The sequence below is a fragment of the Flectobacillus major DSM 103 genome (genome assembly GCF_000427405.1).
GTDB lineage: Bacteria > Bacteroidota > Bacteroidia > Cytophagales > Spirosomataceae > Flectobacillus > Flectobacillus major.
In genome coordinates this window covers 5,034,367-5,061,312 of the sequence record NZ_KE386491.1, presented here as the reverse complement: position 1 = coordinate 5,061,312, position 26,946 = coordinate 5,034,367, and the positions used below count along the sequence as shown (strand labels likewise).

The 26,946-nt window shown below is 38.8% G+C and carries 20 protein-coding genes and 3 tRNA genes; 9 read left to right on the top strand and 14 right to left on the bottom strand.

The annotated features are described in order from the left end of the window. Nucleotides 1–24 precede the first annotated feature (24 nt). The 9 genes from eat to FLEMA_RS74865 form a co-directional block, all read right to left on the bottom strand. A complete protein-coding gene (gene eat, locus FLEMA_RS74890; RefSeq protein WP_044173867.1) occupies nucleotides 25–1,338 on the bottom strand; it encodes an ethanolamine permease in 1,314 nt (437 codons plus the stop codon). 184 nt (nucleotides 1,339–1,522) lie between these two features. After that, entirely contained in the window at nucleotides 1,523–2,668 is a 1,146-nt protein-coding gene (locus FLEMA_RS74885) for a cysteine desulfurase family protein (protein WP_044173865.1), read from the bottom strand. Between the two features lie 187 nt (nucleotides 2,669–2,855). Further along, nucleotides 2,856–4,250: a phosphoglucosamine mutase gene (gene glmM, locus FLEMA_RS74880; RefSeq protein ID WP_044173862.1), complete on the bottom strand. Its 1,395-nt coding sequence runs from the start codon at nucleotides 4,248–4,250 to the stop codon at nucleotides 2,856–2,858. A 257-nt stretch (nucleotides 4,251–4,507) separates the two neighbouring features. Beyond that, nucleotides 4,508–4,578 (bottom strand) — tRNA-Gln (locus FLEMA_RS0159410). A gap of 74 nt (nucleotides 4,579–4,652) precedes the next feature. Next, nucleotides 4,653–4,726 (bottom strand) — tRNA-Gln (locus FLEMA_RS0159405). 70 nt (nucleotides 4,727–4,796) lie between these two features. After that, nucleotides 4,797–4,867 (bottom strand) — tRNA-Gln (locus tag FLEMA_RS0159395). 158 nt (nucleotides 4,868–5,025) lie between these two features. Continuing rightward, entirely contained in the window at nucleotides 5,026–5,907 is an 882-nt protein-coding gene (gene fabD / locus FLEMA_RS74875; RefSeq protein ID WP_044173860.1) for an ACP S-malonyltransferase, read from the bottom strand. A 106-nt stretch (nucleotides 5,908–6,013) separates the two neighbouring features. Continuing rightward, a complete protein-coding gene (locus tag FLEMA_RS74870) occupies nucleotides 6,014–6,433 on the bottom strand; it encodes a thiol-disulfide oxidoreductase DCC family protein (protein WP_310587238.1) in 420 nt (139 codons plus the stop codon). A gap of 118 nt (nucleotides 6,434–6,551) precedes the next feature. Continuing rightward, nucleotides 6,552–9,410 carry a T9SS type B sorting domain-containing protein gene (locus tag FLEMA_RS74865; protein WP_044173857.1) on the bottom strand — a complete coding sequence of 953 codons (2,859 nt, stop codon included), beginning with the start codon at nucleotides 9,408–9,410 and terminating at the stop codon, nucleotides 6,552–6,554. Nucleotides 9,411–9,887: 477 nt separating this feature from the next. On the opposite strand from FLEMA_RS74865, the gene FLEMA_RS0159270 reads away from it, so the two are divergent. The 5 genes from FLEMA_RS0159270 to FLEMA_RS0159230 all read left to right on the top strand — a co-directional run bounded on the left by FLEMA_RS0159270 (nucleotide 9,888) and on the right by FLEMA_RS0159230 (nucleotide 16,388). Continuing rightward, nucleotides 9,888–10,556 carry a succinate dehydrogenase cytochrome b subunit gene (locus FLEMA_RS0159270; RefSeq protein WP_026998016.1) on the top strand — a complete coding sequence of 223 codons (669 nt, stop codon included), beginning with the start codon at nucleotides 9,888–9,890 and terminating at the stop codon, nucleotides 10,554–10,556. Nucleotides 10,557–10,636: 80 nt separating this feature from the next. Continuing rightward, nucleotides 10,637–12,619, top strand: a complete 1,983-nt coding sequence (locus FLEMA_RS0159265; RefSeq protein ID WP_026998015.1) for a fumarate reductase/succinate dehydrogenase flavoprotein subunit — start codon at nucleotides 10,637–10,639, stop codon at nucleotides 12,617–12,619. Nucleotides 12,620–13,021: 402 nt separating this feature from the next. Continuing rightward, entirely contained in the window at nucleotides 13,022–13,768 is a 747-nt protein-coding gene (locus FLEMA_RS0159255) for a succinate dehydrogenase/fumarate reductase iron-sulfur subunit (RefSeq protein WP_218918577.1), read from the top strand. Between the two features lie 104 nt (nucleotides 13,769–13,872). Beyond that, nucleotides 13,873–15,411, top strand: coding sequence for a cryptochrome/photolyase family protein (locus FLEMA_RS0159245; RefSeq protein ID WP_026998014.1), 1,539 nt, complete (start codon nucleotides 13,873–13,875; stop codon nucleotides 15,409–15,411). A 230-nt stretch (nucleotides 15,412–15,641) separates the two neighbouring features. Further along, nucleotides 15,642–16,388 carry an ABC transporter ATP-binding protein gene (locus tag FLEMA_RS0159230; RefSeq protein ID WP_026998013.1) on the top strand — a complete coding sequence of 249 codons (747 nt, stop codon included), beginning with the start codon at nucleotides 15,642–15,644 and terminating at the stop codon, nucleotides 16,386–16,388. A 312-nt stretch (nucleotides 16,389–16,700) separates the two neighbouring features. On the opposite strand, the gene gldA is transcribed toward FLEMA_RS0159230, so the two are convergent. The 3 genes from gldA to FLEMA_RS74850 all read right to left on the bottom strand — a co-directional run bounded on the left by gldA (nucleotide 16,701) and on the right by FLEMA_RS74850 (nucleotide 20,096). Then, entirely contained in the window at nucleotides 16,701–17,411 is a 711-nt protein-coding gene (gene gldA / locus FLEMA_RS74860) for a gliding motility-associated ABC transporter ATP-binding subunit GldA (RefSeq protein ID WP_044173855.1), read from the bottom strand. 14 nt (nucleotides 17,412–17,425) lie between these two features. Then, nucleotides 17,426–17,761 (bottom strand): YbaB/EbfC family nucleoid-associated protein, encoded by a 336-nt coding sequence (locus FLEMA_RS74855; RefSeq protein ID WP_044173854.1) that lies wholly within the window; start codon nucleotides 17,759–17,761, stop codon nucleotides 17,426–17,428. 148 nt (nucleotides 17,762–17,909) lie between these two features. Next, nucleotides 17,910–20,096, bottom strand: a complete 2,187-nt coding sequence (locus tag FLEMA_RS74850) for a T9SS C-terminal target domain-containing protein (protein ID WP_044173851.1) — start codon at nucleotides 20,094–20,096, stop codon at nucleotides 17,910–17,912. A gap of 371 nt (nucleotides 20,097–20,467) precedes the next feature. On the opposite strand from FLEMA_RS74850, the gene FLEMA_RS0159120 reads away from it, so the two are divergent. Further along, the gene (locus FLEMA_RS0159120) at nucleotides 20,468–21,682 is read left to right on the top strand and encodes a bifunctional 3,4-dihydroxy-2-butanone-4-phosphate synthase/GTP cyclohydrolase II (protein WP_044173847.1); all 1,215 of its coding nucleotides are present in this window, start codon (nucleotides 20,468–20,470) and stop codon (nucleotides 21,680–21,682) included. Nucleotides 21,683–21,790: 108 nt separating this feature from the next. Continuing rightward, nucleotides 21,791–22,402 (top strand): hypothetical protein, encoded by a 612-nt coding sequence (locus tag FLEMA_RS0159110; protein WP_026997426.1) that lies wholly within the window; start codon nucleotides 21,791–21,793, stop codon nucleotides 22,400–22,402. Nucleotides 22,403–22,449: 47 nt separating this feature from the next. Here FLEMA_RS0159110 and FLEMA_RS74845 read toward each other — a convergent pair whose 3' ends face one another. Both FLEMA_RS74845 and FLEMA_RS74840 read right to left on the bottom strand, forming a co-directional pair. Further along, on the bottom strand, nucleotides 22,450–23,355 hold the full coding sequence (locus FLEMA_RS74845; RefSeq protein WP_044173844.1) for a prohibitin family protein: 906 nt from the start codon (nucleotides 23,353–23,355) through the stop codon (nucleotides 22,450–22,452). A 144-nt stretch (nucleotides 23,356–23,499) separates the two neighbouring features. After that, complete coding sequence (locus FLEMA_RS74840; RefSeq protein WP_044173842.1) at nucleotides 23,500–23,967, bottom strand: Mpo1 family 2-hydroxy fatty acid dioxygenase; 468 nt, start codon at nucleotides 23,965–23,967, stop codon at nucleotides 23,500–23,502. A gap of 493 nt (nucleotides 23,968–24,460) precedes the next feature. Here FLEMA_RS74840 and FLEMA_RS0159045 point away from each other — a divergent pair, with 493 nt between their 5' ends. Both FLEMA_RS0159045 and porZ read left to right on the top strand, forming a co-directional pair. Then, nucleotides 24,461–25,039, top strand: coding sequence for a thymidine kinase (locus tag FLEMA_RS0159045; protein ID WP_026998011.1), 579 nt, complete (start codon nucleotides 24,461–24,463; stop codon nucleotides 25,037–25,039). Next, complete coding sequence (gene porZ, locus FLEMA_RS76380) at nucleotides 25,015–26,910, top strand: type IX secretion system anionic LPS delivery protein PorZ (RefSeq protein ID WP_052354314.1); 1,896 nt, start codon at nucleotides 25,015–25,017, stop codon at nucleotides 26,908–26,910. The genes FLEMA_RS0159045 and porZ overlap by 25 nt, the downstream gene beginning before the upstream one ends. The last annotated feature ends 36 nt before the right edge of the window (nucleotides 26,911–26,946 follow it).

The window sequence follows — 26,946 nt, the reverse complement described above, 5'->3', positions numbered from 1 at the left end:
AATTACCCATTCACAATGCCTCTGTCACTTCCCTTTTTTTTGTGTAACAATAAAAAAAGCCCATGACACAAATAACGAAGCAAAAAATATAACACTCAATAGCTGGTTATAGTACATAATAGCAACCATACATACCAGCGATAACACCAAAGCTATTATAGGAAACCAAGGGTAAAGAGGAGCTTTGAAAGGACGGTCGAGGGCGGGCTCTTTTACCCGCAATACCAGCAAACTTAACATACTCATAGCATACATGACTACAGCCCCCAAGCCCGACATAATGATAATCTTGTCGGTTGTGCCTGAAAATATGGCCAAAAAACCCACCAAACCGCCAGCAATCAAAGCCCAGTGTGGTGTTTGATAACGTTGGTTGAGAGCTGATAAAAATTTAGGCAAATATCCTTCACGTGCCAAAGCGTATATCTGCCGAGAATAACTAATGGTATTGCAGTGAAAAGAAGCGATAAGCCCAAATAAACCCAAGCTAGCAAAAATCTTGGATAGCTGGCTGTTTTCGCCCAAGGCCATTGCCAAAACCTCTGGAATTGGGTGGTCGAGACTCATGAGTTTTCGCCAGTCGCCAACACCCGCACTCAAAATCATCACTCCTAAAGCCAACACCACCAATGTTATAATACTTGATATATACCCTTTAGGAATAGTAGCCTGTGGATTTTTAACTTCTTCGGCCACCATTGCTACTCCCTCGATAGCCACAAAAAACCAAATAGCAAAAGGAATTCCTGCAAAAATGCCACTTACCGACACATGTTCTGGATTATGAGCTACAAAGTTTCCAGTTTTAAAATAAGGAGTAATAACCCCTAAAAAAACCACCAATTCAAGAACTGATAATATGGTAACAACCAACGAAAAACGAGCAGATTCTTTGATACCAAAGATATTGATACCAATAAAGATAAAATACATACTCATAGCAGCAGGTACTACAGGAATGGCATTGTTGAGAAAATGGGCATAACTACCCAAAGCATAGGCAATAGCAGGCGGAGCTAACAAAAAATCAACAAGTGTGGCAAAACCTGCAATATAGGCTCCAGTAACGCCTAAAGCCCGACGTGCATACGCAAATGCACCACCAGCATGTGGAATCGAAGCGGTAAGTTCGGTGTATGAAAAGATAAATGTTACGTACATTGCCGTAACCAATAGCGTAGAAAACAAAAAACCTATTGTTCCTGAAGTTTGCCAACCATAATTCCAGCCAAAATATTCTCCAGAAATCACTAACCCAACTGCAATACTCCAAAGCTGAACTGTATTGATAACCCTTTTTAGTTCGGGACGACGTGACCCTTCAGACGGTTCTAACATTATGATTAAGTTTAATAGTTTATAGTTTGGGGTATCTGCTACTTTTTTGAAACAAAATAGAATACTATTGGGAATATTTCAAAAAACAAATTTTACAAAAACACCTTTAAAATGAAACCTATTTTATAGGGTTTTACCCAAATTTAACTTTAAACTATTAAACTTAAAACATACTTTTAATAAATTAAGCCTCTACTTTCAAAATTTGCCCTAATTTTTCTACCACGTAGTCTATCTCTTCAATAGTATTATTTTTTGAGAACGAGAATCGCACCGATGGTCTGTTAGGGTCGCCACCAATGGCTGTTAACACGTGCGAGCCAATATTTGAACCACTTGTACAAGCACTACCCCCCGAAGCCGAAATTTTGTTAATGTCTAAATTAAACAAAAACATATCCGATTCGTCGGATGGAGGGAAATTGACGTTGAGTACTGTATACAAACTTCTTTCGAGATTATCAGAATCGCCATTAAATGAAATACCATCAAAGTTACTTTTCAGTTTTTCAATCATGTAGCTCTTTACCGCTTCAATATGCTTGCGGTGGTCGTCCATACCAGTATAGGCTATTTCTAAAGCCTTAGCAAGCCCAATAATACCATACACATTTTCGGTACCTCCACGCATATTACGTTCTTGCGAACCTCCATGAATAAACGGATGTATTTTTTTATCGGCATTGATATACAAAAATCCAGCACCTTTGGGGCCATGAAATTTGTGTCCAGCCCCTACAATAAAGTCGATATTGATTTTTTGTAAATCGTGTTTGTAGTGACCCATCGTTTGTACGGTATCTGAATGAAAAGTTGCCCCGTACTCTTTACACATCTCTCCTACTTTTTCCAAATTCAACAAATTACCAATTTCGTTATTGCCGTGCATCAACGATACCAACGAGTTGGGATTGTTTTTCAGTAATTCCTCTAAATTATTCAAATCAACGTGTCCTTTGGCATCTAACTGGACAAGGCTTAATTTGATTTTTCCTGTTTTGGCAAGATGCTCAAGGGTATGTAAAACGGCATGGTGCTCTACCGCCGATGTAATAGCGTGTTTGATACCATATTCTTCAATCGAACAAGCAATAGCAGTATTATCGGCTTCGGTACCACCTGAAGTAAAAAATATCTCTGCTGGAGAAGTATTTAGCAAGCCTGCTACCGTTTTTCTAGCACGTTCAATAGCATTACGAACTTCTCTTCCGTGTGCATGAATAGATGATGGATTACCGAAATTCTTTTCCATCATCGGCAACATTGCTTCAATCACCGCTCTGTCGAGTGGTGTGGTGGCAGCGTTGTCCAAATAAACTCGTTGTTGCATGATATTAATTAATTTGGTTGGGGCTGTATTATTGGTAATTCAACCCTATTTATGACAAAATATATTAACTCTAGTACTTCTGTATGTTAACTTGACAATCCCCTAAACACAAAATGCCAGAAGGGTAGCTTCTGACATTTTGATAACAAAAATTTTCACAAAAAAATTAACGTAATAGATATGATTTTTAGATATTCGCTGTAACGACTTCCTTTATATCGCTAATTAATTTTTTGGCTAAGTTTTCGGCCTTGGTCATTGAATCTGACTCTGAGTAAATCCGAATAATAGGTTCGGTATTTGATTTGCGAAGGTGAACCCATTCACGTTCAAAGTCGATTTTTACTCCATCAATAGCATTGATTGGATTTTTGGCATATTTCTTTTTTACTGCTTCCAACACATCATCTACATTGATGTCGGGTGTTAGTTCAATTTTATTTTTAGAAATATAATATTCTGGATAGCTTTTTCTTAGTACCGACATTTTCTTGCCCGACTTTGCCAAGTGAGTTAAAAACAAAGCAATTCCCACCAAGGCATCACGGCCATAATGTAATTCAGGATAAATGATACCTCCATTACCTTCGCCACCAATTACAGCTTTTGCCGATTTCATGAGCGTTACCACATTGACCTCACCTACAGCCGAAGCATAATATTTCCCTCCATTTTTTTCGGTTACATCACGTAAAGCACGAGTAGAAGACAAATTAGAAACGGTATTTCCTTTCTGATTTTGCAAAATATAATCGGCCACTGCTACTAATGTGTACTCTTCACCAAAAGGGGCAGCATCTTCGTTAATAAAACACAGACGGTCTACGTCTGGGTCAACCACAATACCTAAATCGTATTTAGTTTTCTCGATAGCCTTGATTATATCGGTAAGGTTTTCGGGAAGCGGTTCGGGGTTGTGTGCAAAATTACCCGTTGGCTCGCAATGTAATTTGGTAATTTGAGTAACACCTAATGCTTCAAGCAACATTGGTACAGCAATACCACCTGTTGAATTAACAGCATCAATAATTACTTTAAAATTTTTAGCGGCAATAGCCTCTTTATCGACCAATGGCAAAGCCAAAATCATGTCGATATGCTTTTGTAACCAAGTGTCATCTTGGGTGTAAGAGCCTAATTTTTTTACTTCGACAAAATCAAAACCCTCTGAATCGGCAATGGCCAATAATTCTTCACCATCGGCACCCGAAATAAATTCACCTGCTTCGTTGAGTAATTTGAGGGCATTCCACTGAATCGGATTGTGACTTGCCGTAAGGATAATCCCTCCAGCAGCTTTTTCAAATGGCACAGCCACTTCTACTGTAGGCGTTGTTGAGAGTCCGAGGTCTACTACATCAAAACCTAAACCTTGTAAAGTTGCCACAACCAGCTTAGACACCATGTCGCCAGATAAACGAGCGTCTCGTCCTACCACAATTTTGTGGTTACCTATACTTTTGCGTTTCAACCATGTGCCATAAGCGGCGGTAAATTTAACTACGTCTAAAGGAGTGAGAGCCTCACCTGCCTTTCCTCCAATAGTTCCTCTAATTCCTGATATAGATTTGATTAATGTCACGTTAGCTTCGGGAGGTTTAATGGTCTATTAATATAAGTTACAAAATTAAGTATTTTATCAACAACTAGGCCATTTTGGGTGATGAAATGAAGATTTTTATGTTCAAACGTAATAAACCTTCAGTACTAATAAAACTTGTATCGCGATTATTCTAAGGTAATGCTTTTTATTGAATAATTCTCTATTGAATCTATAAGCACAATCTTTTTCTAAATAAAAGAAGCCTCTCAAATCTAAAGACTTGAGAGGCTTCTTTGTTAACCCACTAGGATTCGAACCTAGACTAGCAGAACCAAAATCTGATGTGCTACCCTTACACCATGGGTCATTTACACACTTTAAAATTAATACCTGTTAGCTTTTAGCTGAACGCTGAATCTAATAGTAGATTCCCTAATTTTATGGTTAACCGACATGGATTCGAACCATGAATGACGGTACCAAAAACCGTAGTGTTACCGTTACACCATCGGTCAATCTAATTCGTTGTTGTTGCTGACACTTGAAAATAAAACCTCCCCAATCGGGAAGAAAAGAGAGGTTTTGTTAACCGACATGGATTCGAACCATGAATGACGGTACCAAAAACCGTAGTGTTACCGTTACACCATCGGTCAGTACAACTGAATTGTGGTGCAAAATTAGGGCGATTAATTTGCTTTGTCAAGTCATTTTAAAAAAAAATCTCCTAAAAAAATCATCGCCCTATCTAAGTTATTGACTATTTGAAGTTTACCGCAGTAAAAAAAATCAATATTTTTTTATTTAGAACAGCCTAAGAAAGTACTATACCGTTTGTTTCGACGGTTGGAGCGATTTTCTTTACCAAACCTTGTAATACCTTTCCTGGGCCACACTCTACAAACGAGGTAGCACCATCGGCAACCATATTTTGTACCGACTGTGTCCAGCGTACAGCACCTGTTAATTGCGAAATCAAATTAGCTTTGATAGTAGCTACATCGGTAGAAGCCTGTGCATTTACATTTTGGTAAATTGGACACACGGGTGCATTCAACGCCGTAGCTTCAATAGCTGCAGCTAGTTCTTCTCTGGCTGATTCCATAAGTGGCGAGTGAAACGCCCCTCCTACTGGCAATAGTAAAACTCGTTTTGCTCCTGCGTCTTTAAGCTTTTCGCCTGCCAAAGCTACACCTTCGTTTGTTCCCGAAATTACGACCTGACCTGGGCAGTTGTAATTAGCAGCAACCACAACGTCGTCGATAGAAGCACAAATATCTTCAATCACATTGTCGGCCAGATTTAATACTGCGGCCATTGTTGATGGATTGGCTTCGCAGGCTTTTTGCATGGCTAAAGCTCTTTTCGATACCAATACCAAACCGTCTTCAAAACTCAATGCTCCTGCTGCAACCAAAGCCGAAAACTCACCTAAAGAGTGGCCTGCTACCATTTCTGGCTTAAAGTCGGGGGTTTCTTTTGCTAAAATTACTGAGTGCAAGAAAATAGCTGGTTGTGTTACTTTTGTTTGTTTTAACTCTTCGTCGGTTCCGTTAAACATAATATCTGTAATACGGAAACCCAATATTTCATTGGCTTTCTCAAATAATGCCTTAGCTGTTTCTGATTTGTCATAAAGGTCTTTGCCCATTCCTATAAATTGTGAGCCTTGACCAGGGAAAACGTATGCTTTCATGCTTTGAAGAATGAATTGGTTAAATGAATGAATTAGCCCATAGAAACCCTATATGCTTGAATTCTAGTCTACAAAAATACATATTCGGTATTCATTCATCATAATTCTATGATAAAAACCTTTCTTTTAAGGCTGGACTTGGCATACGGCAAGCTTCTGTTCGACCAAAAATCTTATATCTGTTTTGAGCCACTAAATCATAGACAAAATCTCTGATAAATTCTGGTAATACCCTAAATATAGCAAGGTATTGCCAGCCTCCTGAGAGGCTTTTGACTATTTCGATAGCCGCTGATGACTTTTGATACAACTTATTGTTTTTCAACAATATAACAGAATCAAAATCAGCCGTACTTCTTTGATACTTTGCTAAAACAGCTTGTCCAAAAGCTGATTGAAGCGAGGCAAATTTGAAATGCTGATGAGGGTCGTGGTCTATGACAAAATTAATAGAAGCATTACAAAAATTACAAACTCCATCAAAAAGGATAATTCCGTCAGAAGCTATTTCTTGTGTTTTCATCATAATATATTTTTTAAGCAATAAGCCTTAAATTTTGTAAAATAGGCTTACAAAATTTAAGGCTTATCTAATTGGTTGATAAAAGATGAGCTTTCTGTTCTTTGACAGAAGTAATCCTTACTTATCTCAACAATTCAATATATCCTTTCAACGACAACGAAGCCTTGCTTGGTTCTAGGGTTTGGAACGACACATTGCAATTATAGAAATACGTACCTGCTGGGGCATCTTTTCCTGAGCTGTCTTTACCATCCCATTCCAATTTTGGCCCTGTATATTCATATACTTTTTGACCATTACGATTATATACCACAAATGTTAGTGTTTGTACAAATCGAGGGCATTTTAAGGCTTGGAAAGTATCGTTTTTACCATCGCCATTTGGCGTAAATACATTTGGCAATGAGAAACTCGGACAGTTGTCTTTGCAAACCGTATTGCTTTTGGCACTTTCTGTTCCATATTTATTGGTAGAAGTTACATAATAACAACCAATAAACGAATCGTTTTTCAGATGTGTATAAGTTGTAGCTGGTGGCGTTGGGCTTGTAATATCGGCTAGTTTTGTGAATGTTCCATCAGCACTTGAGGCATAATACAATGTATATTTCACAATGTCTTTATCACAGTCGCTACCATTGGCTTGCTTGTCTGGCGAAGTCCAAGTCAGTATATTTTTGAAGGTAGACACCTCACAATTAGCATCATCTTTTGTATAGGCATCACAATCGAGTAAATCGATATTCAGGACTGGCGGACACGGTACGATGTCGCTTTTGGGTGTTGCACAACTAATCTGCGAGAAATTATACAACAAATTAGGTTTTACCTTTGGAGCATTATACGAGCCAACAGTTTCGACCTTATAACAGTACGATGAGTCTGGCGACATTTTTACATTGAATGTACCATCCGAAGCAATTCGGTCTTGTCCATCATCGGAAAAAGTAAAAGTTGAGGCCCCTTGTACAGCTACGTCGGCAATACGAGTAAATACGCCTGAACCTGGGCGAGTTTCTCTATAGATTCTGTGTGTCTGATTTTCGTTTGACCATGCCACATTAGCCTGCCAAGACAAAGTTACTTTACGTACATCGGCTGTTGTTGTGAGGCGAACACTATTTGAAGCTTCGGTACTGTCGAGCAACGTTAGGCCAGTATCACTGGTATAATAAAACAAAAGGCGATAGCGATACACATTGTCTTGAGTGTTGAGTTTGGTATCTACAAAAACTGTATCGGCTTTTGTACCCGACAAATCGGCATCAACATTTCCCGAAACCTGCGTAAATGTATTGCTATTGACCCCTGTAGCCTTAAACAAACGGTATTGATATGGCCCTTTGAACAGAGCAGGATTAAAGTCGATTGGACGAGTCCATTTCACCGTAATTTCACCATCGGTTGTAGATGTTTTATCGACTGTGACATTGGTAATAACAGGCATTTGCGATTCTAAACGAGCACAAATTTGGTCGGAAGCTACACTTTTTCCACCTAACGGAGCTGCAAACGAAGCCACTAATCGATAACTATAATCTGTATTTCTTTTCAAATTTTTGTCGATATAAGTTGTAGCAGAAATAGGTACTCTAGCTACTTCTACGTATCCTAAACCAGCAGGAATACCCGTTTGACACTTATCTGGCACAAAATTATCGCAACCTACTTTTCGGTAGATAATCAACTCAGCTCCAGCATTTTGGCAAGTATACGAATCCCATGTTAAAGTAATACTACGATTACCCGCGTCAGGAACAGCCTTGAGGTTTTTGACACGCGGAGCAACCACCTTAATTCTCCAAATTTTGCTATCAACCAGTTTCGGAATCAAAGGAGGGTTACGATCGTAGCCTGGTGGTAAATCTTCTACCTTAAATAGTACATCATAAGGTTGTTCCTTGATATGAGCACAACTTGTCTGCCATCTAAACACACCTGTTGCAATTGGATTTTGGCGAGCGGCAGCCGTAAAAGTGGCATAAGGCTGAGCAAAAACCACATTAGGGTCGGTAGAACGATATACAGAGCCTGTCGAGAATAAATTGAGGGGGTCTTTTCGCCCTGCACTGGCAGGCGTGTCATCGGCAGAAATGGTTTCTTGAATCAGTGTTCCAGCCTCGACGCATATATCGTCTGGTACTTTTATGACAGGAGCTTTATTGTCGGCATCCTTTACTTCAATCTGCATATCTCGGACAGTCTCCGAGATTTTCACTCCATTTCGCCATTCTTCAATCACAAAAGCACAGTTATATAAACCTACTTCTTGGGGAGTATTCCAGATCAAATCACCAGTTCTAGCATTAATTGTAAAGCTAGAAGGAGAAGCTGCTACTAAGTTGGGCTGACGAAAACCCGGAATAGCAGCCCCACGGCCAACGCAAGTTTGTTGCTCGCCCAATCGGCAATCAATCAAACGATACGCCAAGCTATCGCCCTCTGGGTCAACAGCATTGGGGTTATGAATAAACTTTTGGCCAACAATAGCAGTTAAATCCACCGCAGGGTTAAGTAGCAAGGGGGTTGAGTTGAGTCCCAATCCTGGGTCTATTTTAAAAATAGTTTCAACATAAAAGCTGATTTGGTCAGAGTTCGGTATATTTCTTACGTTCGCATTCCTGTTTTGGATACCAATATTTACTTTGTAATTACTGGGGGCGGCATAAGTATAGGTCGCTTTATAGATCCCTTTCCAAGTACCATTTCCGATGTCCTCACCCAAGCCTCCGCCATTAGAACGAGGCGAAACCTTTGAGCCAAGGCCATCGCCAAAGCAAAATAATACCTCACGTTGTTGTTGCCAAGCAGGGTTATATTCGCAATAAATGGTCAGCGTAAATTCATAGGTCAAGGCAGTATTAGAAATACGTCTTACGGTAATTTCGCCCCCTTTCATGTGGGTAGCCTTGGCGGAATGAAATGTAAAAAGGCTCATGAAAAAGCCCAAAATGAGAATGTAGATAAAGTTTGGTCTCATAAGTAAGATTAATAAAAAGTTTTGAGGATAAACGGCTCAAGAAAGCCCGTTGGTGACTTTCATTTCCTTTCCTACACACTTTACAGCTACAAGTTAGAGAATAAATTTTTTCTGAACTAACAAAACAAAAAAATCAAACACGAAGTTGGTTATTCAGAATTGAGCTTGAATGATGAAGGTACCGCATCATTGCTACAACGATACAACGCTTAATTCTAGTAATTGTTGGCAGTAAGTTATTCGGAATAATATTTCACTAAATGCCAGAATACAGTAAAAAAACGTAGAAATATTATAAATAATTGCTAAAATCTTATAGATTATTTGATTGGCAGACGTTTCGATTGTAGTTTTGAGTTCAATTTTTCAACTAATTAATAGTTAATAGCAATTAATCAATAGGGGGTTAGCTCTTTATTGTCCTTAATTTTGCACTATTAATTGTTAACTAATTAATAACCAATAACTTATAAAAAAATGTCTTGGGTAACAAAAAATTTATCAAGTTCACTGGGCAGAAAGCTCATCATGGCGATAACAGGCCTATCATTGGTAGCCTTCCTTCTCGTCCATTGTGGTATTAATGCTTGCATTTTTTTGAATGACGGTGGCGAAACCTTCAATGCTGCGGCAGAATTTATGGGTAGTAACTTTTTTATCCGTACCGCTGAAATTGGTCTATTTGTGGGTCTGATTGCACACATTGTAGACGGCCTTATGTTGTGGTCGGCAAATAGCAAGAAGCGTCCAGTTAAGTATGCCGTTACTTCAAAGGATAACAGTACTTGGTACTCTCGTTCTATGGGATTATTAGGCACCTTGTTATTAATCTTTTTGGTCTTGCACTTAAAGCATTTCTGGGTTGTAAGTCGTTTTACAGATCACATTACGAGCGGAGAAGAAACATTGTTCCAAGAAATGAAAGAAACGTTTGAATTATTACCAGTAGTATTGGTGTATGTAGCTGGTTGTATTTCATTGGCGTATCACTTGTTGCATGGTTTTCAGAGTGCCTTCCAATCATTGGGCTGGAATCATCCAAAATACACACCGTTTGTGAAGTCGGTTGGTGTTGCATTTGCCATTATAGTACCATTAGTGTTTGCAGCTATGCCAGTTGCTATGTATTTAGGTATTATTAAATAAGTGTTGAGCGTTTGAGTTAAACCTTTACGCAAGCACTGAATTTTCATTCATTTCATAATTAAAATTTGTAATTAATAATTATGTCAACTCGATTAGATGCTAAAATTCCTGATGGACAACTGTCGGAAAAATGGACAAAGTACCGTTCGACCGTGCCATTGGTAAACCCCGCAAACAAGCGGAATATTGAAATTATCGTAGTAGGTACTGGCTTGGCTGGTGCATCTGCGGCAGCTTCTTTGGCTGAAATGGGGTATAAAGTTAAGGCTTTTTGCTTCCAAGACTCTCCTCGCCGTGCTCACTCAATTGCAGCTCAAGGGGGTGTTAATGCTGCCAAAAACTACCAAAACGATGGTGACTCTGTTTATCGTCTTTTCTATGATACTATCAAAGGTGGTGACTACCGTGCCAGAGAAGCTAACGTTCACCGTTTGGCAGAGGTATCGGGTAGTATTATCGACCAATGCGTAGCTCAAGGTGTACCTTTTGCTCGTGAATATGGTGGATTATTATCTAACCGTTCTTTTGGTGGTACACAAGTACAACGTACTTTTTATGCTGCTGGCCAAACAGGTCAACAGTTACTATTGGGGGCATATTCGGCTTTACAACGTCAGGTTGGTTTGGGTAATGTAGAATTATTTACTCGCCACGAAATGATGGATGTTGTAATGGTTGAAGGCAAAGCCCGTGGTATTATTGCTCGTGACCTTATTTCAGGTAAATTAGAACGCCACTTCGGACATGCTGTATTGTTGTGCTCGGGGGGGTATGGCAACGTGTTCTATTTGTCTACCAATGCAATGGGTTCTAACGTTACAGCGGCATGGAAAGCTCACAAAAAAGGGGCATTCTTTGGTAACCCTTGTTATACTCAAATTCACCCTACTTGTATTCCTGTATCTGGCGACCATCAATCAAAATTGACATTGATGTCTGAATCGTTGCGTAACGATGGTCGTATTTGGGTTCCTAAAAAACCTAATGATACTCGCCCTGCCAACCAAATTCCTGAAGACGAACGTGATTATTACTTGGAGCGTCGTTACCCTGCTTTTGGTAACCTTGTACCTCGTGATATTGCCTCTCGTGCTGCCAAAGAGCGTTGCGATGCTGGCTATGGTGTTGGTGCTTCTAAAATGGCTGTTTACCTTGACTACGCTGCGGCAATCTTGCGTTATGGCCGTGGCGAAGCCAACAAAAGAGGTATTCATAATGCTTCGGAAGAAGAATTGAAAGCCATGGGTAAAGAAGTTGTGAAAGAAAAATATGGTAACTTGTTTGATATGTACAAACAAATTACTGGCGAAAACCCTTACGAAGTTCCTATGCGTATTTATCCAGCGGTACACTATACAATGGGTGGCCTTTGGGTTGATTACAACTTGATGACTACAGTACCGGGGCTTTATGCTTTGGGCGAAGCTAACTTCTCTGACCACGGTGCCAACCGTTTAGGAGCGTCAGCTTTGATGCAAGGTTTGGCCGATGGTTATTTCGTAATTCCATATACAATTGGTTCATATCTTTCTGGCGATATCCGTACAAAAGCTATTCCTACCGATGCCCCTGAGTTTGTGGCAGCCGAAAAAGCTGTACAAGATACTATCAACAAATTGATGACTATCAAAGGCTCTAAATCTGTTGATTATTTCCACAAAAAATTAGGTAAAATCATGTGGGATAAGTGTGGTATGGCTCGTAACGAAGCTGGCTTGAAAGAAGCTATCGAAGAAATCAAAGCTCTTCGTAAAGAATTCTGGTCAGAGGTTCGTATTCCTGGCGATGCTGATGAATTTAACCCTGAATTAGAAAAAGCTACTCGTGTGGCTGACTTCTTAGAATTGGGCGAATTGATGTGTATCGATGCTTTGAATCGTAACGAGTCTTGTGGTGGCCACTTCCGTGAAGAATACCAAACAGAAGAAGGTGAAGCAAAACGTGACGACGAAAATTATGCTTACGTTGCAGCATGGGAATACAAAGGTGATTCTCAATACGAACTACACAAAGAAGAATTGGTGTACGAAAATATTAAAATTGCTCAACGTAGCTATAAATAATTTGAAAATTTGCTGATTTGAAAATGAAAGTAGAATGATAAAACTTGTGGTAGGTTTCTAGTTAAAATAGCCTTTTAAGAGAAATATTCCCAAAACCAATCAAATACTTTCATTTTCTCTACAAATCATCAAATTATGTAGTATTAGAAATCAATAGTAAGGCAATACTACTATTGATGTAAATTATGGGAGGCTCAACCCAATAACACTAAGTATTGGCTTTGACCGAGCTTTACCCAAAAGCAGAAAACATAATCCTTGAAGAATTAACTGTAATTATTAGGAGACACTCCTGAATAATCACAGTTCTAAAATGAAGCTGAAATAATAGCATTTTATTTCCTTCATTTTCAAATCTTCAAATTTTCAAATCTTCAAACAGCCAACAAAATGGAAGGAAATATGAACTTGACGCTCAAAATCTGGCGTCAAAAAAATGCCAACTCGGAGGGTAGATTCGAGACTTACGACGTTACTGGTATTTCTGAGGATATGTCATTCCTCGAAATGTTTGACGTTCTTAATGAAAGATTAATCAACGAAGGCCAAGAGCCAATCGCTTTCGACCACGACTGCCGTGAAGGTATTTGCGGTATGTGTTCGATGTATATCAATGGTAGCCCTCATGGCCCTAACCGCGGCGTTACTACTTGCCAGTTGCACATGCGTTCTTTCCAATCAGGTGAAACAATTACCGTTGAGCCTTGGAGAGCTGCAGCATTCCCTGTAATTAAAGACTTAGCCGTAAACCGTTCTGCTTTCGACCGTATTATTTCGGCAGGTGGTTTCGTGTCTGTTAATACTGGTAATGCTCAAGATGCCAACGCTTTACCTATTCCAAAAGAAAATGCTGATGAGGCCTTCGCAGCAGCAGCTTGTATTGGTTGTGGTGCTTGTGTAGCTGCCTGCAAAAATGCTTCGGCTATGTTATTTACTTCTGCTAAAATATCTCAATTGTCGTTGTTGCCACAAGGACAAGCTGAGCGTACTATGCGTGCCGAAAAAATGGTTGCACAAATGGATGCAGAGGGCTTTGGTGCTTGTACCAACACAGGTGCTTGCGAAGCTGAATGTCCAAAAGAAATTTCTTTGGAAAATATCGCTCGTATGAACCGTGAGTACTTTAGTGCTGTATTGTCTTCTAAATAGTACTTTCGTACTTCTTTCTATTACAAAAGCCTCTTATTGAACTTATTTCAGTAAGAGGCTTTTTGTTACCCAAACAATTAGCTGTATAATGTGGTTTTCTCTTCATGAAAATTACAACTTTACGCCTTATTTTGGGCGACCAACTCAATCACAAACATTCGTGGTTTGATAGCGTTGACAACTCTATTTTGTATGTGATGATGGAAATACGTCAAGAAACAGACTATGTAACTCACCATATCCAAAAAGTAGTTGGTTTTTTTATGGCTATGAGGCAGTTTTCCCAAGAATTGCACGAGCAAGGGCATCGCATAAATTACATTATGCTAGATGATGAAATAAATACACAGTCGTTAACCAATAATCTGCTTTGGCTTATTCAAGAACTAGACATACAGTTATTTGAATATCAGCTCCCCGATGAATATCGCCTCGACCATCAATTACAACTTTTTTGTCAATCTATCCATATTCCATCGAAAGCTGTCGATTCTGAACATTTTTTGAGCAAAAGAGATGACTTAGCATCATTTTTTAAGGGTAAAAAAACGTACCTGATGGAAAGCTTTTATAGAATGATGCGTAAAAAATATAATATACTGATGGACGAAGGTCAGCCTATTTCTGGCCAATGGAACTACGATGCCGATAATCGTAAAAAGCTTCCCAAAGAACATCAGCCTATTCAACCTTTAGTTTTTGAAAAGAATGTAGAGCATATCGTTGGGTTAATTCATCGGTTTGCTATCCCAACAATAGGTAACATCCAAGTCAATCACTTTAGTTGGCCTGTGAGCCGTACCGAAAGCTTGGCTTTGTTAGACTATTTTATTCAACACTGCCTTGCTTATTTTGGTACTTATGAAGACGCGATGCACCCCGCCTATTGGTCTATTTATCATTCTAGGCTATCGTTTTCACTTAATCTCAAATTGTTACATCCACTAGAAGTCATTCAGAAAAGTGTTCACTATTGGGAGCAAAACCAGAACACTATTTCGATTGCTCAAATTGAAGGATTTATTAGACAAATATTAGGCTGGCGAGAATATATGCGTGGTATTTATTGGGCAAAAATGCCTGAGTTTGCTAGCATGAATTTCTTTGGACACAACAGAAAGCTTCCTTCGTGGTTTTGGACTGGCCAAACCAAAATGGCTTGCCTTCGCCACAGTATTGGGCAAAGTTTGGAGTATGCTTACGCACATCATATTCAAAGGCTAATGTTGACAGGCAATTTTATGCTACTCACAGGCATTCATCCCGACGAAGTAGATACTTGGTATTTGGGGATTTATATTGATGCTATTCAGTGGGTCGAAATCACGAATACTAGGGGTATGAGCCAGTATGCCGACGGAGGAATTGTAGGTTCAAAACCATACGTTGCTTCGGCCAACTATATTGATAAAATGAGCCATTATTGCGGCACATGTTTTTATGATAAAAACAAAAAAACTGGCGATAAAGCCTGTCCTTTTAATAGCTTTTATTGGCACTTTTTTGACCGAAATAGAGCTTTACTAGAAAAAAATCCACGTATTGGTATGGCGTATATGAGCCTCCATAAAATGTCTGATAGCACGAAACAAGAGCTACTCAAACAAGCCGATTTTTACTTAGAAAATATAGAAACACTATAAGAAAAGTGTCTGATATTTGGCCAATAAGTGGGCGTATCTGTACTAAGGTAGTATTTTGCTATTTTTATACAATAGCAACAAGCATATCTTGGCAGGTGTAAATACTGAAACCAATGGAATTCTAAACCAAAAATACTGAATGTCTATAAGTTTCGTTAAATTTGTTGGACTATAATATAAATATTGGGTGTGGCTCTCGGGTAAAAATTCCACTCCTCTAATGAGAACAAATGATAGAAATTAACAACGTTTGTAAATCCTTTAACGGTCGAGATATATTACTTGGCATTAGCGGGCAATTTAAGCCTGGCGACACCTCTTTGATTATTGGGGGAAGTGGCACTGGTAAAAGTGTACTACTCAAATGTATGATTGGTATTATTAAGCCTGAAACAGGACATATTTTGTACGATGGCCGAGATTTCCATAATTCTGAAGAGGAAGTACAAAAAGAAATTCGCAGAGAAATGGGCGTTTTGTTTCAGGGAGGAGCTTTATTCGACTCAAAAACGGTACTCGAAAATGTAAAATTCCCGTTGGATATGCTTACCAATATGTCGGAAAAGGAAAAGATTGACCGTGCCGAATTTTGCTTGCAAAGGGTAGGATTGGAAAATGCTGGTCAACGAACACCTTCCGAAATATCGGGCGGTATGAAAAAAAGGGTAGGTATTGCACGAGCAATCGTAATGAACCCTAAATACCTTTTTTGTGACGAACCCAACTCTGGCCTCGACCCACTCACATCTGTCAAAATTGATGATTTAATCAAAGAAATTACCGACGAGTTCAATATCACAACTATCGTTATTACACACGATATGAGTTCGGTGATGGGTATTGGCGAGCGTATTATGTTTTTGTACAAAGGTCAGAAGCTTTGGGAAGGCGACAATACCAATATTCTACAAAATACGGTACCCGAACTCAATGAATTTTTGTTTTCGAGTAAGCTTTTGCAAGATTTAAGAAAATAAAAAGCATAAACATGAGTCATCCCGAATTTTAAGTAATATTTAAAGAAATCTCCTATTTGTGTTTGTTGGGATTCATAAGGTAGGTCATCAAGTGAATTTTGAAGGGAATTATCAATTGCTCAAACGATAGCAAATCTGGGGCTATTCATTCAAAAGGCGTTCGAAAAACTAGTTTCGAACACCTTTTGAATGTTAAATGTCAGCATGATACATTTTTAGCCGCAAAGCATTAAATCACTACTGATGAAAAGCATCTTCAAAAATAATCACTAAATTAGGGCTAGCTCATGTTTTTTATGCTTGGTTATTTTATTACCTTGTCGTCAAATCTCTGAATATCTGTTCTAGGTTTTTGCCTGACTGCACAAGTTTGTCGAGCGGTTGATTTTCCATAACTTGCCCTTTATTAATAATAACGACACGGTCGCAAATGGCCTCTACTTCTTGCATAATATGAGTGGAAAAAATAACGGTTTTTTCTCGACCAATTTGCTTAATCACACTTCTAATTTCGACCAACTGGTTGGGGTCGAGGCCAGTAGTAGGTTCGTCCAAAATCAATACCTGAGGGTCATGAATTAGAGCTTGTGCTAGCCCTACCCTTTGGCGATAGCCTTTTGAGAGTTGCCCTATTTTCTTTTTCTGCTCAACCTGTAAGCCTACCAATTCAATTACTTCTTCAATACGCTGCTTTAAGGTATTTCCCTTGATTTTATAGATACCACCCACAAATTCAAGAAACTCTTTGACATACATATCCAAATAAAGTGGATTATGTTCGGGCAAATAACCAATATTACGACGTACATCGTTAGGTGATTGCCGGACATCAAAGCCACAAACCTCTACACTACCCGAAGTAGCAGGAATATAACAGGTTGCAATTTTCATAGTTGTAGACTTACCTGCACCATTGGGGCCCAGAAAACCAACAATTTCGCCTTTTTGTACGTCAAAAGATATATCATTTACCGCCTTTTGTTGGCCATATACTTTTGTGAGATTTTGAATTTTGAGAGACATCAGCAAGATACAGTTTAGGAAAACATTCCTCCCAAATCTAAACCTGGGATATTTGGCAATAAGCCGTTGGTAGCTTTTTGAAGGTGTTCTTTGATTTTTCCTTCAATATTGTTCATCGCAATATTGGTAGCCGCCACAACCAAATCTTGTACCACTTCTTGGTCGGATGGCTTCAATAAATCTTCGTCTATTTCAACTTTTAGCAATTGTTTTTTGCCATTGATAGTTACCTTGACCATGCCTCCGCCCGATTCGCCTGTTTCAATAATCGTTCCGAGCGTTTCTTGTGCTTCTTTCATTTTTGCTTGAAGGTCTTTGACCTTGCCAAGCATTCCCATCATGTCAAACATAGTTATTATATTGATTTTTAGCAGTCTATCCAACCCCTATCTACAAGGTTGATATATGGCTGTGTTTTTTACTAAAATATTTTCTGCAATTTACAACAGATAGCCCCTTTACACAAAATAATGAGGGTGCTTCTGTCAATGTTTAGTTTTAGTAAATTACAGTAATTGTTCCTTCTTTATGAATTTTATTCCCCGAAATATCTTCTACTTCTATTTGATAAGGATAAGCCCCCACTCCTACTTTTTGGCCGTTTTCTTTGGTTCCATCCCAACCAATCTTGGGGTTACTCTGATAATCGTTGGTTTCGGTATAAAAAACAATATTACCCCAACGGTCATAAATCTTCATTTTTATTTCTTTAATAAATCTACCTTGTATATAAAAAGTATCATTGATACCATCGCCATTGGGTGAAAAAGCCTGTGCCGACACCACCAACGACGGCCGCTGGTATAGCACATAGTTGGACAAACTACTTGGCAATGTACTCGTTGTTGGGAAAGCTTCAATGACCAAATAAATATCTTGTCCGTCGGCCTCTGGAATATTCAAGCTTTGTAAATCCAAATTAGTATTGCTAGTAGTGAATGGCAACCCCGACCCTGCCGTTACAATCGGCGAACCCGTTGTAGGGTCTATTCGATATACAGAATAGGAGTTAATTGCACCCGAAAAAGGCATTTCTTTTGTCCAGTAAAGTTGAGCATTACGTACCTGTGTAAATACAGTACAAACTTTATTAGAAGGCTCAGACTCGCCACAAGTACCTTGCCAAGTGATATAATAACAATATTGAGCATCGCTGGGGTTGGCAGTTGGGTCGTCGTAATAGTCGGTATTTTGCTGAGTAATCTTGCTATAGGTACCCGTAAATGAATCGGCACGATAAAAGTTGTACCCCGAAATACCAACAGGTTGAATGGTATTAAAAGAACTAGTCACCCTGATTTTACTTACGCCATTATTGGTAAGCACCGATGTAAAGATATTATCGACACTTGGAGGCTTTACATTAGACATCGCCGTAACTTCGATTGGAGCAGCAAAGGCACTATAATTATAGCGTGTTCTGATACTGTAGGTATATTTTACGCCACAAACTAAGTTATTATTGTCGTCGATTTGAGTAGTATTAATATTAGTAATAGGTATTACGTCGACATTGCCGAATTGGTCGGTACGGGTTATTTCGTAATCATTAAAAACATTATTCCCCGAAAGACCAGTCTGAGCTTGTCCCCAAATCAGTGTATTTTTTCCATTGTTTGGCACTACACTAAAAGGTGTCGAACAGATTTCTTGGTTTGAAATAAGAGCCGCATTAGGTACAGTATTAGGAACACTACAGGCATCTTCTACCACTACCCTAAAGCAGTATTGTTTACTCGGATTGGGCAACGTAATTGGAATTTTTTCGGAGGTACTCGTACTCACAGAAGTAAACACCTGATAAGGCGGTAGCGAATAATTAAAAGGTACGTTAGGTTCACGAATATAAATATTCCGTTTAGTATTGGGCTGCCCCGATACTATCAGTTCGTATCCGCTGGCTGTGGTATTATATTCTAAATTTTTAACCGTAGGTGTAAACAAAGTAGTACCCGACGTTACAACGGTTGTTCTATACACACTTGGACACCCCTTTATTTTGGTATCGCCTGTTATAACCACATCATGACTTCCAGAGTTTACCAAATCAATTTTTCTAGCAGTTGGATATGTTGCTACAGCTGAGGCTATTGGCCTAAACTGAGTACCTATGCCAGTGGCATCTATGATATAATTCTCATAATTTTCATTGTTGGGAGTATTAAGCCAAGTTATATTTACTTCATTACCACTACAAACCTGAACCGCAATATCGGGTGTTTGAAGATTCACTACTTGAATAACCTGACACGCATAATAGCCTGTACCATTTGAACTCCCCACACTCACTAAATAATAATAATCAGGAGTAGTAGGAACAGCTAGCTGAAGATACCCCGAAGCATCGGTATTGGTAGCAGTACCCGATAACCCCGAAGTAATCCGAAGGTGATTTGTTTCACTTTTGGGTACTACAATAAATCGAGAACTTTGAGGAGCATTATTCTGAACTTGTAAGTCGATGGGTTGGCCCGGACACACTATTATAGGCATGTTATTTTGCCTAGCAGGGTCTCCATCACCATCGCCTGTAATAACAGTACCCCCATTGATAACAAAATCACCATTATCAAATGAAGGCCTATCAGGGCATTTTTGCCCTATCAGCCTTGTTGGTAAAGAGAATAATGTACAAAATATAGCAAAAAAAAGGAAGTAAGTACGCGGTCGTAACAAATTATTCATAATGATTAAATGTCAAAAAATCAACTTAGGGATATGCTCTTGTCCTATACCACTAGCAATAACTATGCTAGTATTTTATCATAAAAAAACCTTATAGGGAGACAAGTGGAGGTTGCGACGTAAGTGTCTATTTCTTTGAGTGTATAACGAAAGGAAAAGATTTTTATGATATTAATGGATAAATATACAAAAAATATGCCTTTATAGCACCTTGTATTGAATACAAGGAACAAAAAGCTGTACCTTTGGAGTTTTATAAATAAAAACAGATTTAGTCTTTTTTTCCTTTAAGCAATCTCATTCACACAACCCAATTTTTGGAGCTAAAAATGCTTTTGCCTAAAGCTAAATAGACCCAACAGATACCAACAATGTCAGCTATAAAACTTGATAGTATAGAAGAGGCCATCGAGGCAATAAGAAATGGAGAAATAATCATTGTTGCCGACGATGAAGACCGTGAGAATGAAGGAGATATGATTTGTGCATCGGAGGCCATGACTGCCGAGATGTCTAATTTTATGATTCGTGAGGGGCGTGGATTGATGTGTGTTTCTTTGACAGAAGAACGTTGTGCCGAATTAGGCTTGGAAATGATGGTAGGGCACAATACCGCAACCCACGAAACACCATTTACGGTATCGGTAGATTTGCTTGGACATGGCTGTACTACAGGGATTTCGGCTCAAGACCGTGCCAAAACTATTCAGGCGTTGGTTGATGAAAATACCAAACCCGAAGATTTAGGTAAACCTGGCCATATTTTCCCGCTAAAGGCTCGAAAAGAGGGTGTTCTCAGAAGAACTGGACATACCGAAGCTGCGATGGATTTTGCCAAATTGGCAGGCTTCAAACCTTCGGGCGTATTAATTGAGGTGCTTAACGAGGACGGTACTATGGCTCGCTTGCCCGATTTACGCAGAATTGCCGATAAGTTTAACCTCAAATTGGTGACCATCAAAGACTTGGTAGAATATCGCCTGAAAAAAGAATCTTTGATCGAACGTGAAATTGCAGTTGATATGCCTACAGAATGGGGACATTTTGAGCTTACGGCATTCCGTCAAAAACAAACTGGTGAAACTCATTTGGCTTTGTCAAAAGGAACTTGGAGCAAAGATGAACCCGTGTTGGTACGTGTGCACAGCTCTTGTGTTACGGGCGATATTTTTGGGTCTTGTCGTTGCGACTGTGGTGGACAGCTTCACCGTGCTATGGAGATGGTTGAAAAAGCTGGAAAAGGAGTGGTTCTATATATGTTCCAAGAAGGTAGGGGTATTGGGTTAATCAACAAACTTAAAGCCTACAAACTTCAAGAAATGGGACGTGATACCGTAGAAGCTAACCTTGAGCTGGGCTTCAAAATGGACGAACGAGATTATGGTGTTGGAGCTCAAATTTTGCGTGACTTGGGGCTTAGCAAAATTAAATTGATTTCTAATAATCCTAAAAAGAGAGCAGCATTGTTTGGTTACGGTCTCGAAATTGTCGAAACAGTACCTATCGAAATAGAACCTAACCAACACAACGAAAAATATTTACAGACCAAACGAGATAAAATGGGTCATAATATTTTGAAAGGATAAAAAAAGTTATAATTTTAAAAGGAGAAATGATATTTTCATTTCTCCTTTTTTTATGTCCTCTTATTTGAGTAGTGCTTGTCTTTTTCACTACTTTAACCTTGCACTACTATGAGAAATATCATGTTTGTACTTCATATTTCACTAATGCTATCTAGTAGCTTGTTCTCTCAAAACCCCTCAGATGAGTGGTATTATGGCAGAATTATTTTGCAAGAAGGTGATACTCTTTACGGAACCATGCAAGTAGAATTACAACACAGTATCCTAAAACTCAGAACAGATGATAATAGAATTAAAACTTTTTCGGCACAGCAGGTCAAACATTTTTCTTACTACGATACCTTTTATAAGGTAAAACGTCTTTTTAGTACCATTCCTGCTCGTATTAAAAATGACTATTGGGTTGCTAGCTTTTTTGGGGTGATTGTCGACAATACTGAAAATATATCGCTTTATTATAAAACCTACCATAACAATCAGGGCTTGTTAAACACCAAAACGCTTTTCTTTTTGGATTATGAGCTTTTTATAAAAAATGCCAACGACGAAATCCGAAAATATAAAGGCACTAAAAAAAGCTTATTTGAGCTACTACCCTCCTATCACGAACAAATAGCGGCCTTTATCGCTCATAAATCTTTGAATATTGCCGCCCCTTACGACATGGGGCAGATTATTGAATATTACAATTCTCTACAGGCTTATTCCTTACAGAAATAAACCATAGATTCATAATAATCCCAAACCTGTACTATTAAATTATGTCATTATTTATCCCCCAAAATAATAGGCGTATTACCTTTTACACCCATCACAATAACCTTGGCATTGGGTGAAAGAGCCAAGGCTTTTTGGGCAATAATAGCCTCGTATTGAAGCTGTTTATCGCTTAGCCCTGTCGATAGGATTTTCTGGTAATCGGCAATTCCCTGAGCTTCAACACGTTTGCGTTCGGCTTCTTGTTTTTCTTTTTGCAAAACAAACTGCATTTTCTGAGCCTCTTGTTCAGCATTGATTTTTGACTCAATTGTTTTTTTGACAGACGTTGGTAAATTGATATTTCTAATCAACAATTGTTCAAGCATAATACCTCTAATCTTCAAGTTTTTTTCAATATCATTAAAAATCCTGTTTTGAAACTCATCCCTTTTGATAGAATACAACGACACCGCATCGTAATACACTGCATTATCACGGATTTTGGTGCGAGTTACGGGTCTAATAATCTTATCTTTATAATTACCTCCTATTTCCTTTAGAATTTTGGGAGATTCGCTTGGCACAATTTTGTAAAGAATAGTCAGGTCTATAATCACTTCTAGCCCATCGGCAGTCAACACCCTAATAGCGTCGTCGCCTTCTTTATCGCCTTCATCATGCAATGCCGACATCGTGTAGTTTTGTGTCTTAATGTCAAACATCGTTACTTCCGACAACGGATTAATAAAATTTAGTCCGCTGTTCAAGGTTTCGTCTTTTACTTTTCCAAACAACGATGGCACACCTACCTCGCCAGTGTCTATTTGCCGAACCGAAGCCGTAACCAAACCTATTAATAACACTACTCCTCCAAGCAGTTGGGTTGGACGGGCATAACGAGCAATCATAAGGGCAGGATTATTAATAACAAAACCTACCACTAGTAATAGCAATCCAATGATAATCAAAAACATGGCTTTAATTGGTTAAGGTTAAATTTAATGATGGTTTGTCCATAAATAAAAACAGCACCAAATAACAAGATTTGGTGCTGCGTTATACTTATTTATGACAAAAGGCAACCTGAATAGGCTAGCTGTTACAGGCTTATTTAAGTCTTAATACTGAATACCTAACCGCTGATAAATAAAACTCAATAGCCATGCCGGGCCAATCATTAAATATTGAAGGTCTTTGAAAAAGGAAGGTTTCTTCCCCTCGATTTTATGCCCCCAAAATTGTCCAATCCATGCCAAAATAAAAATCGTCAGACAAAATTGCCACAAAGGAGCTATCCCCGACGATTCGATAATAGTACATAATAATATACAAGTAAACGAAAATATAAACATGCCTATTGATAAGGCTTTTGAAAGTACAAAATAATAAATCGTTGTGAGTGCCAGTAACAATAATGCTACGTTTCCTTCTAAACCCAAAATACTAAAAAAGGAAAGCTTGATACTAAAAAAGAAGCCTACAATACTAAAAAAAATAAGTGGTACACATATCCAGTGTACAGTTTTGTTGGTTGTATTCTGATGACTTTCTCCGTACTCTGACAGCCACTGGTAAATTGTTTTCATATTTTGTTAGTGATTTTATGGTTTGGAAATACAAAATTACATTTTTATCCAATAAGTAATAGTACTTATCAAAATAGTTATAAAAATTTGCTCGCCAAGTACCACATCCTGAGCAATAATATTGCCAGTGTGCGTTGCAATTCAGCGTTGAGATGATTGTTTTTGAGAAAGATATGTACTAGAAATGCTGGAAAATATTAACTTAAATACTGTCAACAACCTAACGACGAAACGACCAAAGCGTCATTTCCTCTGTCAATTTTTAGGATTTAGGGGTATTGTTTGTTGATGATGAATAAGGCTAATAGTTCCTTGTACTACGAATATAGCAAAAAAAAAGTAAAAACGATAAGTGCAAGGCTATTTCTGGATACAAAACACAAAATCTTGTATCTTCGTAAATTCATCTATTAGCTTTTATGAAATCCATAAAGCTATTATGGCCTAAATCTAGGTTTTCTCAAGTAATTATATCACTTATCCTTTTTTTATCGTGTTCATCGAACCATATCATAATCAACATCAACAAAAAGAAAAGCGTACAGGCTGGATTGAAGTAATCTGTGGCTCTATGTTTTCGGGCAAAACAGAAGAACTTATCCGACGATTAAACAGGGCTCGTATTGCCAAACAAGAAGTAAAGATATTTAAACCCACTGTTGACACCCGCTATCATGCCGAAGACATTGTGTCGCACAATGCCTCGTCGGTAGGTTCTGTCCCAATTCAGCACCCAAGCGACATGCTAGCACTTGTAGGCAACTGCGATGTTGTAGGTATCGACGAGGCTCAGTTTTTTGATAATACCGTCGTTGATATAGCCAACAAATTGGCCGAATCTGGCAAAAGAGTTATTATTGCTGGGCTGGATATGGATTTTCTAGGAAATCCTTTTGGCCCAATGCCCAACCTTATGGCTGTGGCCGAATACATTACCAAGGTTCATGCTGTATGTGTAGTATGTGGCGATGTCGCCAATTATTCTTACCGTAAAATTGCTGTTCAAGACCAAGTTGTTTTGGGCGAAACAGATAGCTACGAAGCCAGATGTCGAAAATGCTTTCATCTTTAAAAATATATCCTCTTCTATGTTTTCTGGAAAAACTTTTTCATCAAGTTTTTTCCAGAAAACTGGGTTTATCTGCTATTGCCCAAATAGGACTTAGCTTTTTTATCAACGCACAAAACCCTATTCCTGTTGGTACATGGCAAACCCATTTTAATTACACTCGGGCTGTCGATGTAGCTATTGCTTCCAATATTGTTTACTGTGCCACTCAAGAAGGTCTTTTCTACTACGACCAATCGGCCGAAGAAGCTACCAAACTAACAAAAATCGATGGTTTATCAGAAAATCAAATTGCTGTCATAGAATACCAAGCCACTTTACAATTGTTAGTAATTGGCTACCAGTCGGGCGGTATCGACTTGGTGAGCCTCAATACCCAGCACGAGCCATCAAGTATCACTACCATCGACTTTATTAAAGAAAACAATACCATTCAGAGTTCCAAAAAAGTAACCGATATTGTTTTTAATAACACAAGAGCCTATCTGGCCTATAGCTTTGGCTTAGTGGTACTCGACTTAGTCAAAAAAGATATTCAAGAAACCTATCTGTATTTGGGCGAAGGTGGTACTCCGTTGGGGGTATTACAAACTGCCGTTCTCAACGACAGCATTTTTGTTAATACAAGCCAAGGTATCAGAGCGGCATCGCTGCGTTCGGACATTAATTTACAATACTTTGGTAATTGGCGTACACTTACACCACTTCAAGGAGTGAGCTCTTTTATAGGTAACAAACTATTGTTTGGCACTAATAATGGCGATATACTCACATACAACAACGGACAATTTACTACACTATTGAAGCTAACTTCAGCTATCGACAAGCTGATTCCTCTTGGCGAACAGTCTTTTCTTATTTTGGCCAATAAAATTATCCGACAGTTTGATTTAAGTGACAATTCGGTACGAACACTCAGCGAAAAACTGATTCAATCGCCTCAAAATGCCGTTTTAGATGCACAAAAAAAATACTGGATTGCCGATAATACCAACGGCCTTATTAGTAATTATACTGGTGTATTCAAGTCGTACAGCCCTACAAGCTTAGATACCCTGTATCGAACCCGTAAAGATTCTATTATTATCGATACAGAAGGAAATCGCTGGACGCGATTAGGAGCATTTAGAGGCATTTTGGTCGAAAACGCCCAAAAACAACAAATATATATTTATTCGGGGCAAGGCTTGGGGAATCTGCCAAGTAGTACAGTAGTAAGTATGGCTACAGATAAAATCGGGCAAATATGGGCTGGTACAACGGCTGGAGTTGCTGTTTTTGACAACCCTTCTGCTGTTTTTTCAGGCAGAAATTTTGACGCTTATACACCCATTTTTGAAAAAAGACGACTCCTCAGCAACGAAACCGTTACCGCAATAGCCGTAGACGGAGGCAATAGAAAATGGATTGGTACCAACAACGGCTTATTCTTGTTTTCGGACGATGGCACGAGTTTAGTGAATAATTTTACAGAAAAAAATTCGCCATTGCCTAGCAATCAGATTCAATATATTACCGTCAGTGGGCAGTCGGGAGAAGTTTTTATTCGTACCAACAAAGGAATGGTATCGTACAGAGGCACAGCCACCGATGCCGAAACTACCCAAAGAAACAACGTAAAGGTATTTCCCAACCCTGTTAAGCCCGACTTTGAGGGTTTGGTAAGTATAGAAGGACTCGTAGAAAATGCCTTTGTAAAAATTACAGATGCCGCTGGCAGACTCATTTATGAAACCAGAGCCAATGGCGGAACGGCCGTTTGGAATGCCAAAACACTTTCGGGCAGTCGAGCAAGCACAGGTATCTATTTGGTTTTTAGTAGCAATACCCAAGGCAACGAAACCCTAGTAAGCAAAATAGCGATTGTCCAATAATTTGGAAATGCTTCAGGACTACATAAATAACAAGAA

Coding starts and splice junctions, on each gene's coding strand:
- eat (WP_044173867.1), bottom strand. CDS start 1,338: ATGTTAGAACCGTCTGAAGGGTCACGTCGTCCCGAACTAAAAAGGGTT.
- FLEMA_RS74885 (WP_044173865.1), bottom strand. CDS start 2,668: ATGCAACAACGAGTTTATTTGGACAACGCTGCCACCACACCACTCGAC.
- fabD (WP_044173860.1), bottom strand. CDS start 5,907: ATGAAAGCATACGTTTTCCCTGGTCAAGGCTCACAATTTATAGGAATG.
- FLEMA_RS74870 (WP_310587238.1), bottom strand. CDS start 6,433: ATGATGAAAACACAAGAAATAGCTTCTGACGGAATTATCCTTTTTGAT.
- FLEMA_RS74865 (WP_044173857.1), bottom strand. CDS start 9,410: ATGAGACCAAACTTTATCTACATTCTCATTTTGGGCTTTTTCATGAGC.
- FLEMA_RS0159270 (WP_026998016.1), top strand. CDS start 9,888: ATGTCTTGGGTAACAAAAAATTTATCAAGTTCACTGGGCAGAAAGCTC.
- FLEMA_RS0159265 (WP_026998015.1), top strand. CDS start 10,637: ATGTCAACTCGATTAGATGCTAAAATTCCTGATGGACAACTGTCGGAA.
- FLEMA_RS0159255 (WP_218918577.1), top strand. CDS start 13,022: ATGAACTTGACGCTCAAAATCTGGCGTCAAAAAAATGCCAACTCGGAG.
- FLEMA_RS0159245 (WP_026998014.1), top strand. CDS start 13,873: ATGAAAATTACAACTTTACGCCTTATTTTGGGCGACCAACTCAATCAC.
- FLEMA_RS0159230 (WP_026998013.1), top strand. CDS start 15,642: ATGATAGAAATTAACAACGTTTGTAAATCCTTTAACGGTCGAGATATA.
- gldA (WP_044173855.1), bottom strand. CDS start 17,411: ATGTCTCTCAAAATTCAAAATCTCACAAAAGTATATGGCCAACAAAAG.
- FLEMA_RS74855 (WP_044173854.1), bottom strand. CDS start 17,761: ATGTTTGACATGATGGGAATGCTTGGCAAGGTCAAAGACCTTCAAGCA.
- FLEMA_RS74850 (WP_044173851.1), bottom strand. CDS start 20,096: ATGAATAATTTGTTACGACCGCGTACTTACTTCCTTTTTTTTGCTATA.
- FLEMA_RS0159120 (WP_044173847.1), top strand. CDS start 20,468: ATGTCAGCTATAAAACTTGATAGTATAGAAGAGGCCATCGAGGCAATA.
- FLEMA_RS0159110 (WP_026997426.1), top strand. CDS start 21,791: ATGAGAAATATCATGTTTGTACTTCATATTTCACTAATGCTATCTAGT.
- FLEMA_RS74845 (WP_044173844.1), bottom strand. CDS start 23,355: ATGTTTTTGATTATCATTGGATTGCTATTACTAGTGGTAGGTTTTGTT.
- FLEMA_RS74840 (WP_044173842.1), bottom strand. CDS start 23,967: ATGAAAACAATTTACCAGTGGCTGTCAGAGTACGGAGAAAGTCATCAG.
- porZ (WP_052354314.1), top strand. CDS start 25,015: ATGTCGAAAATGCTTTCATCTTTAAAAATATATCCTCTTCTATGTTTT.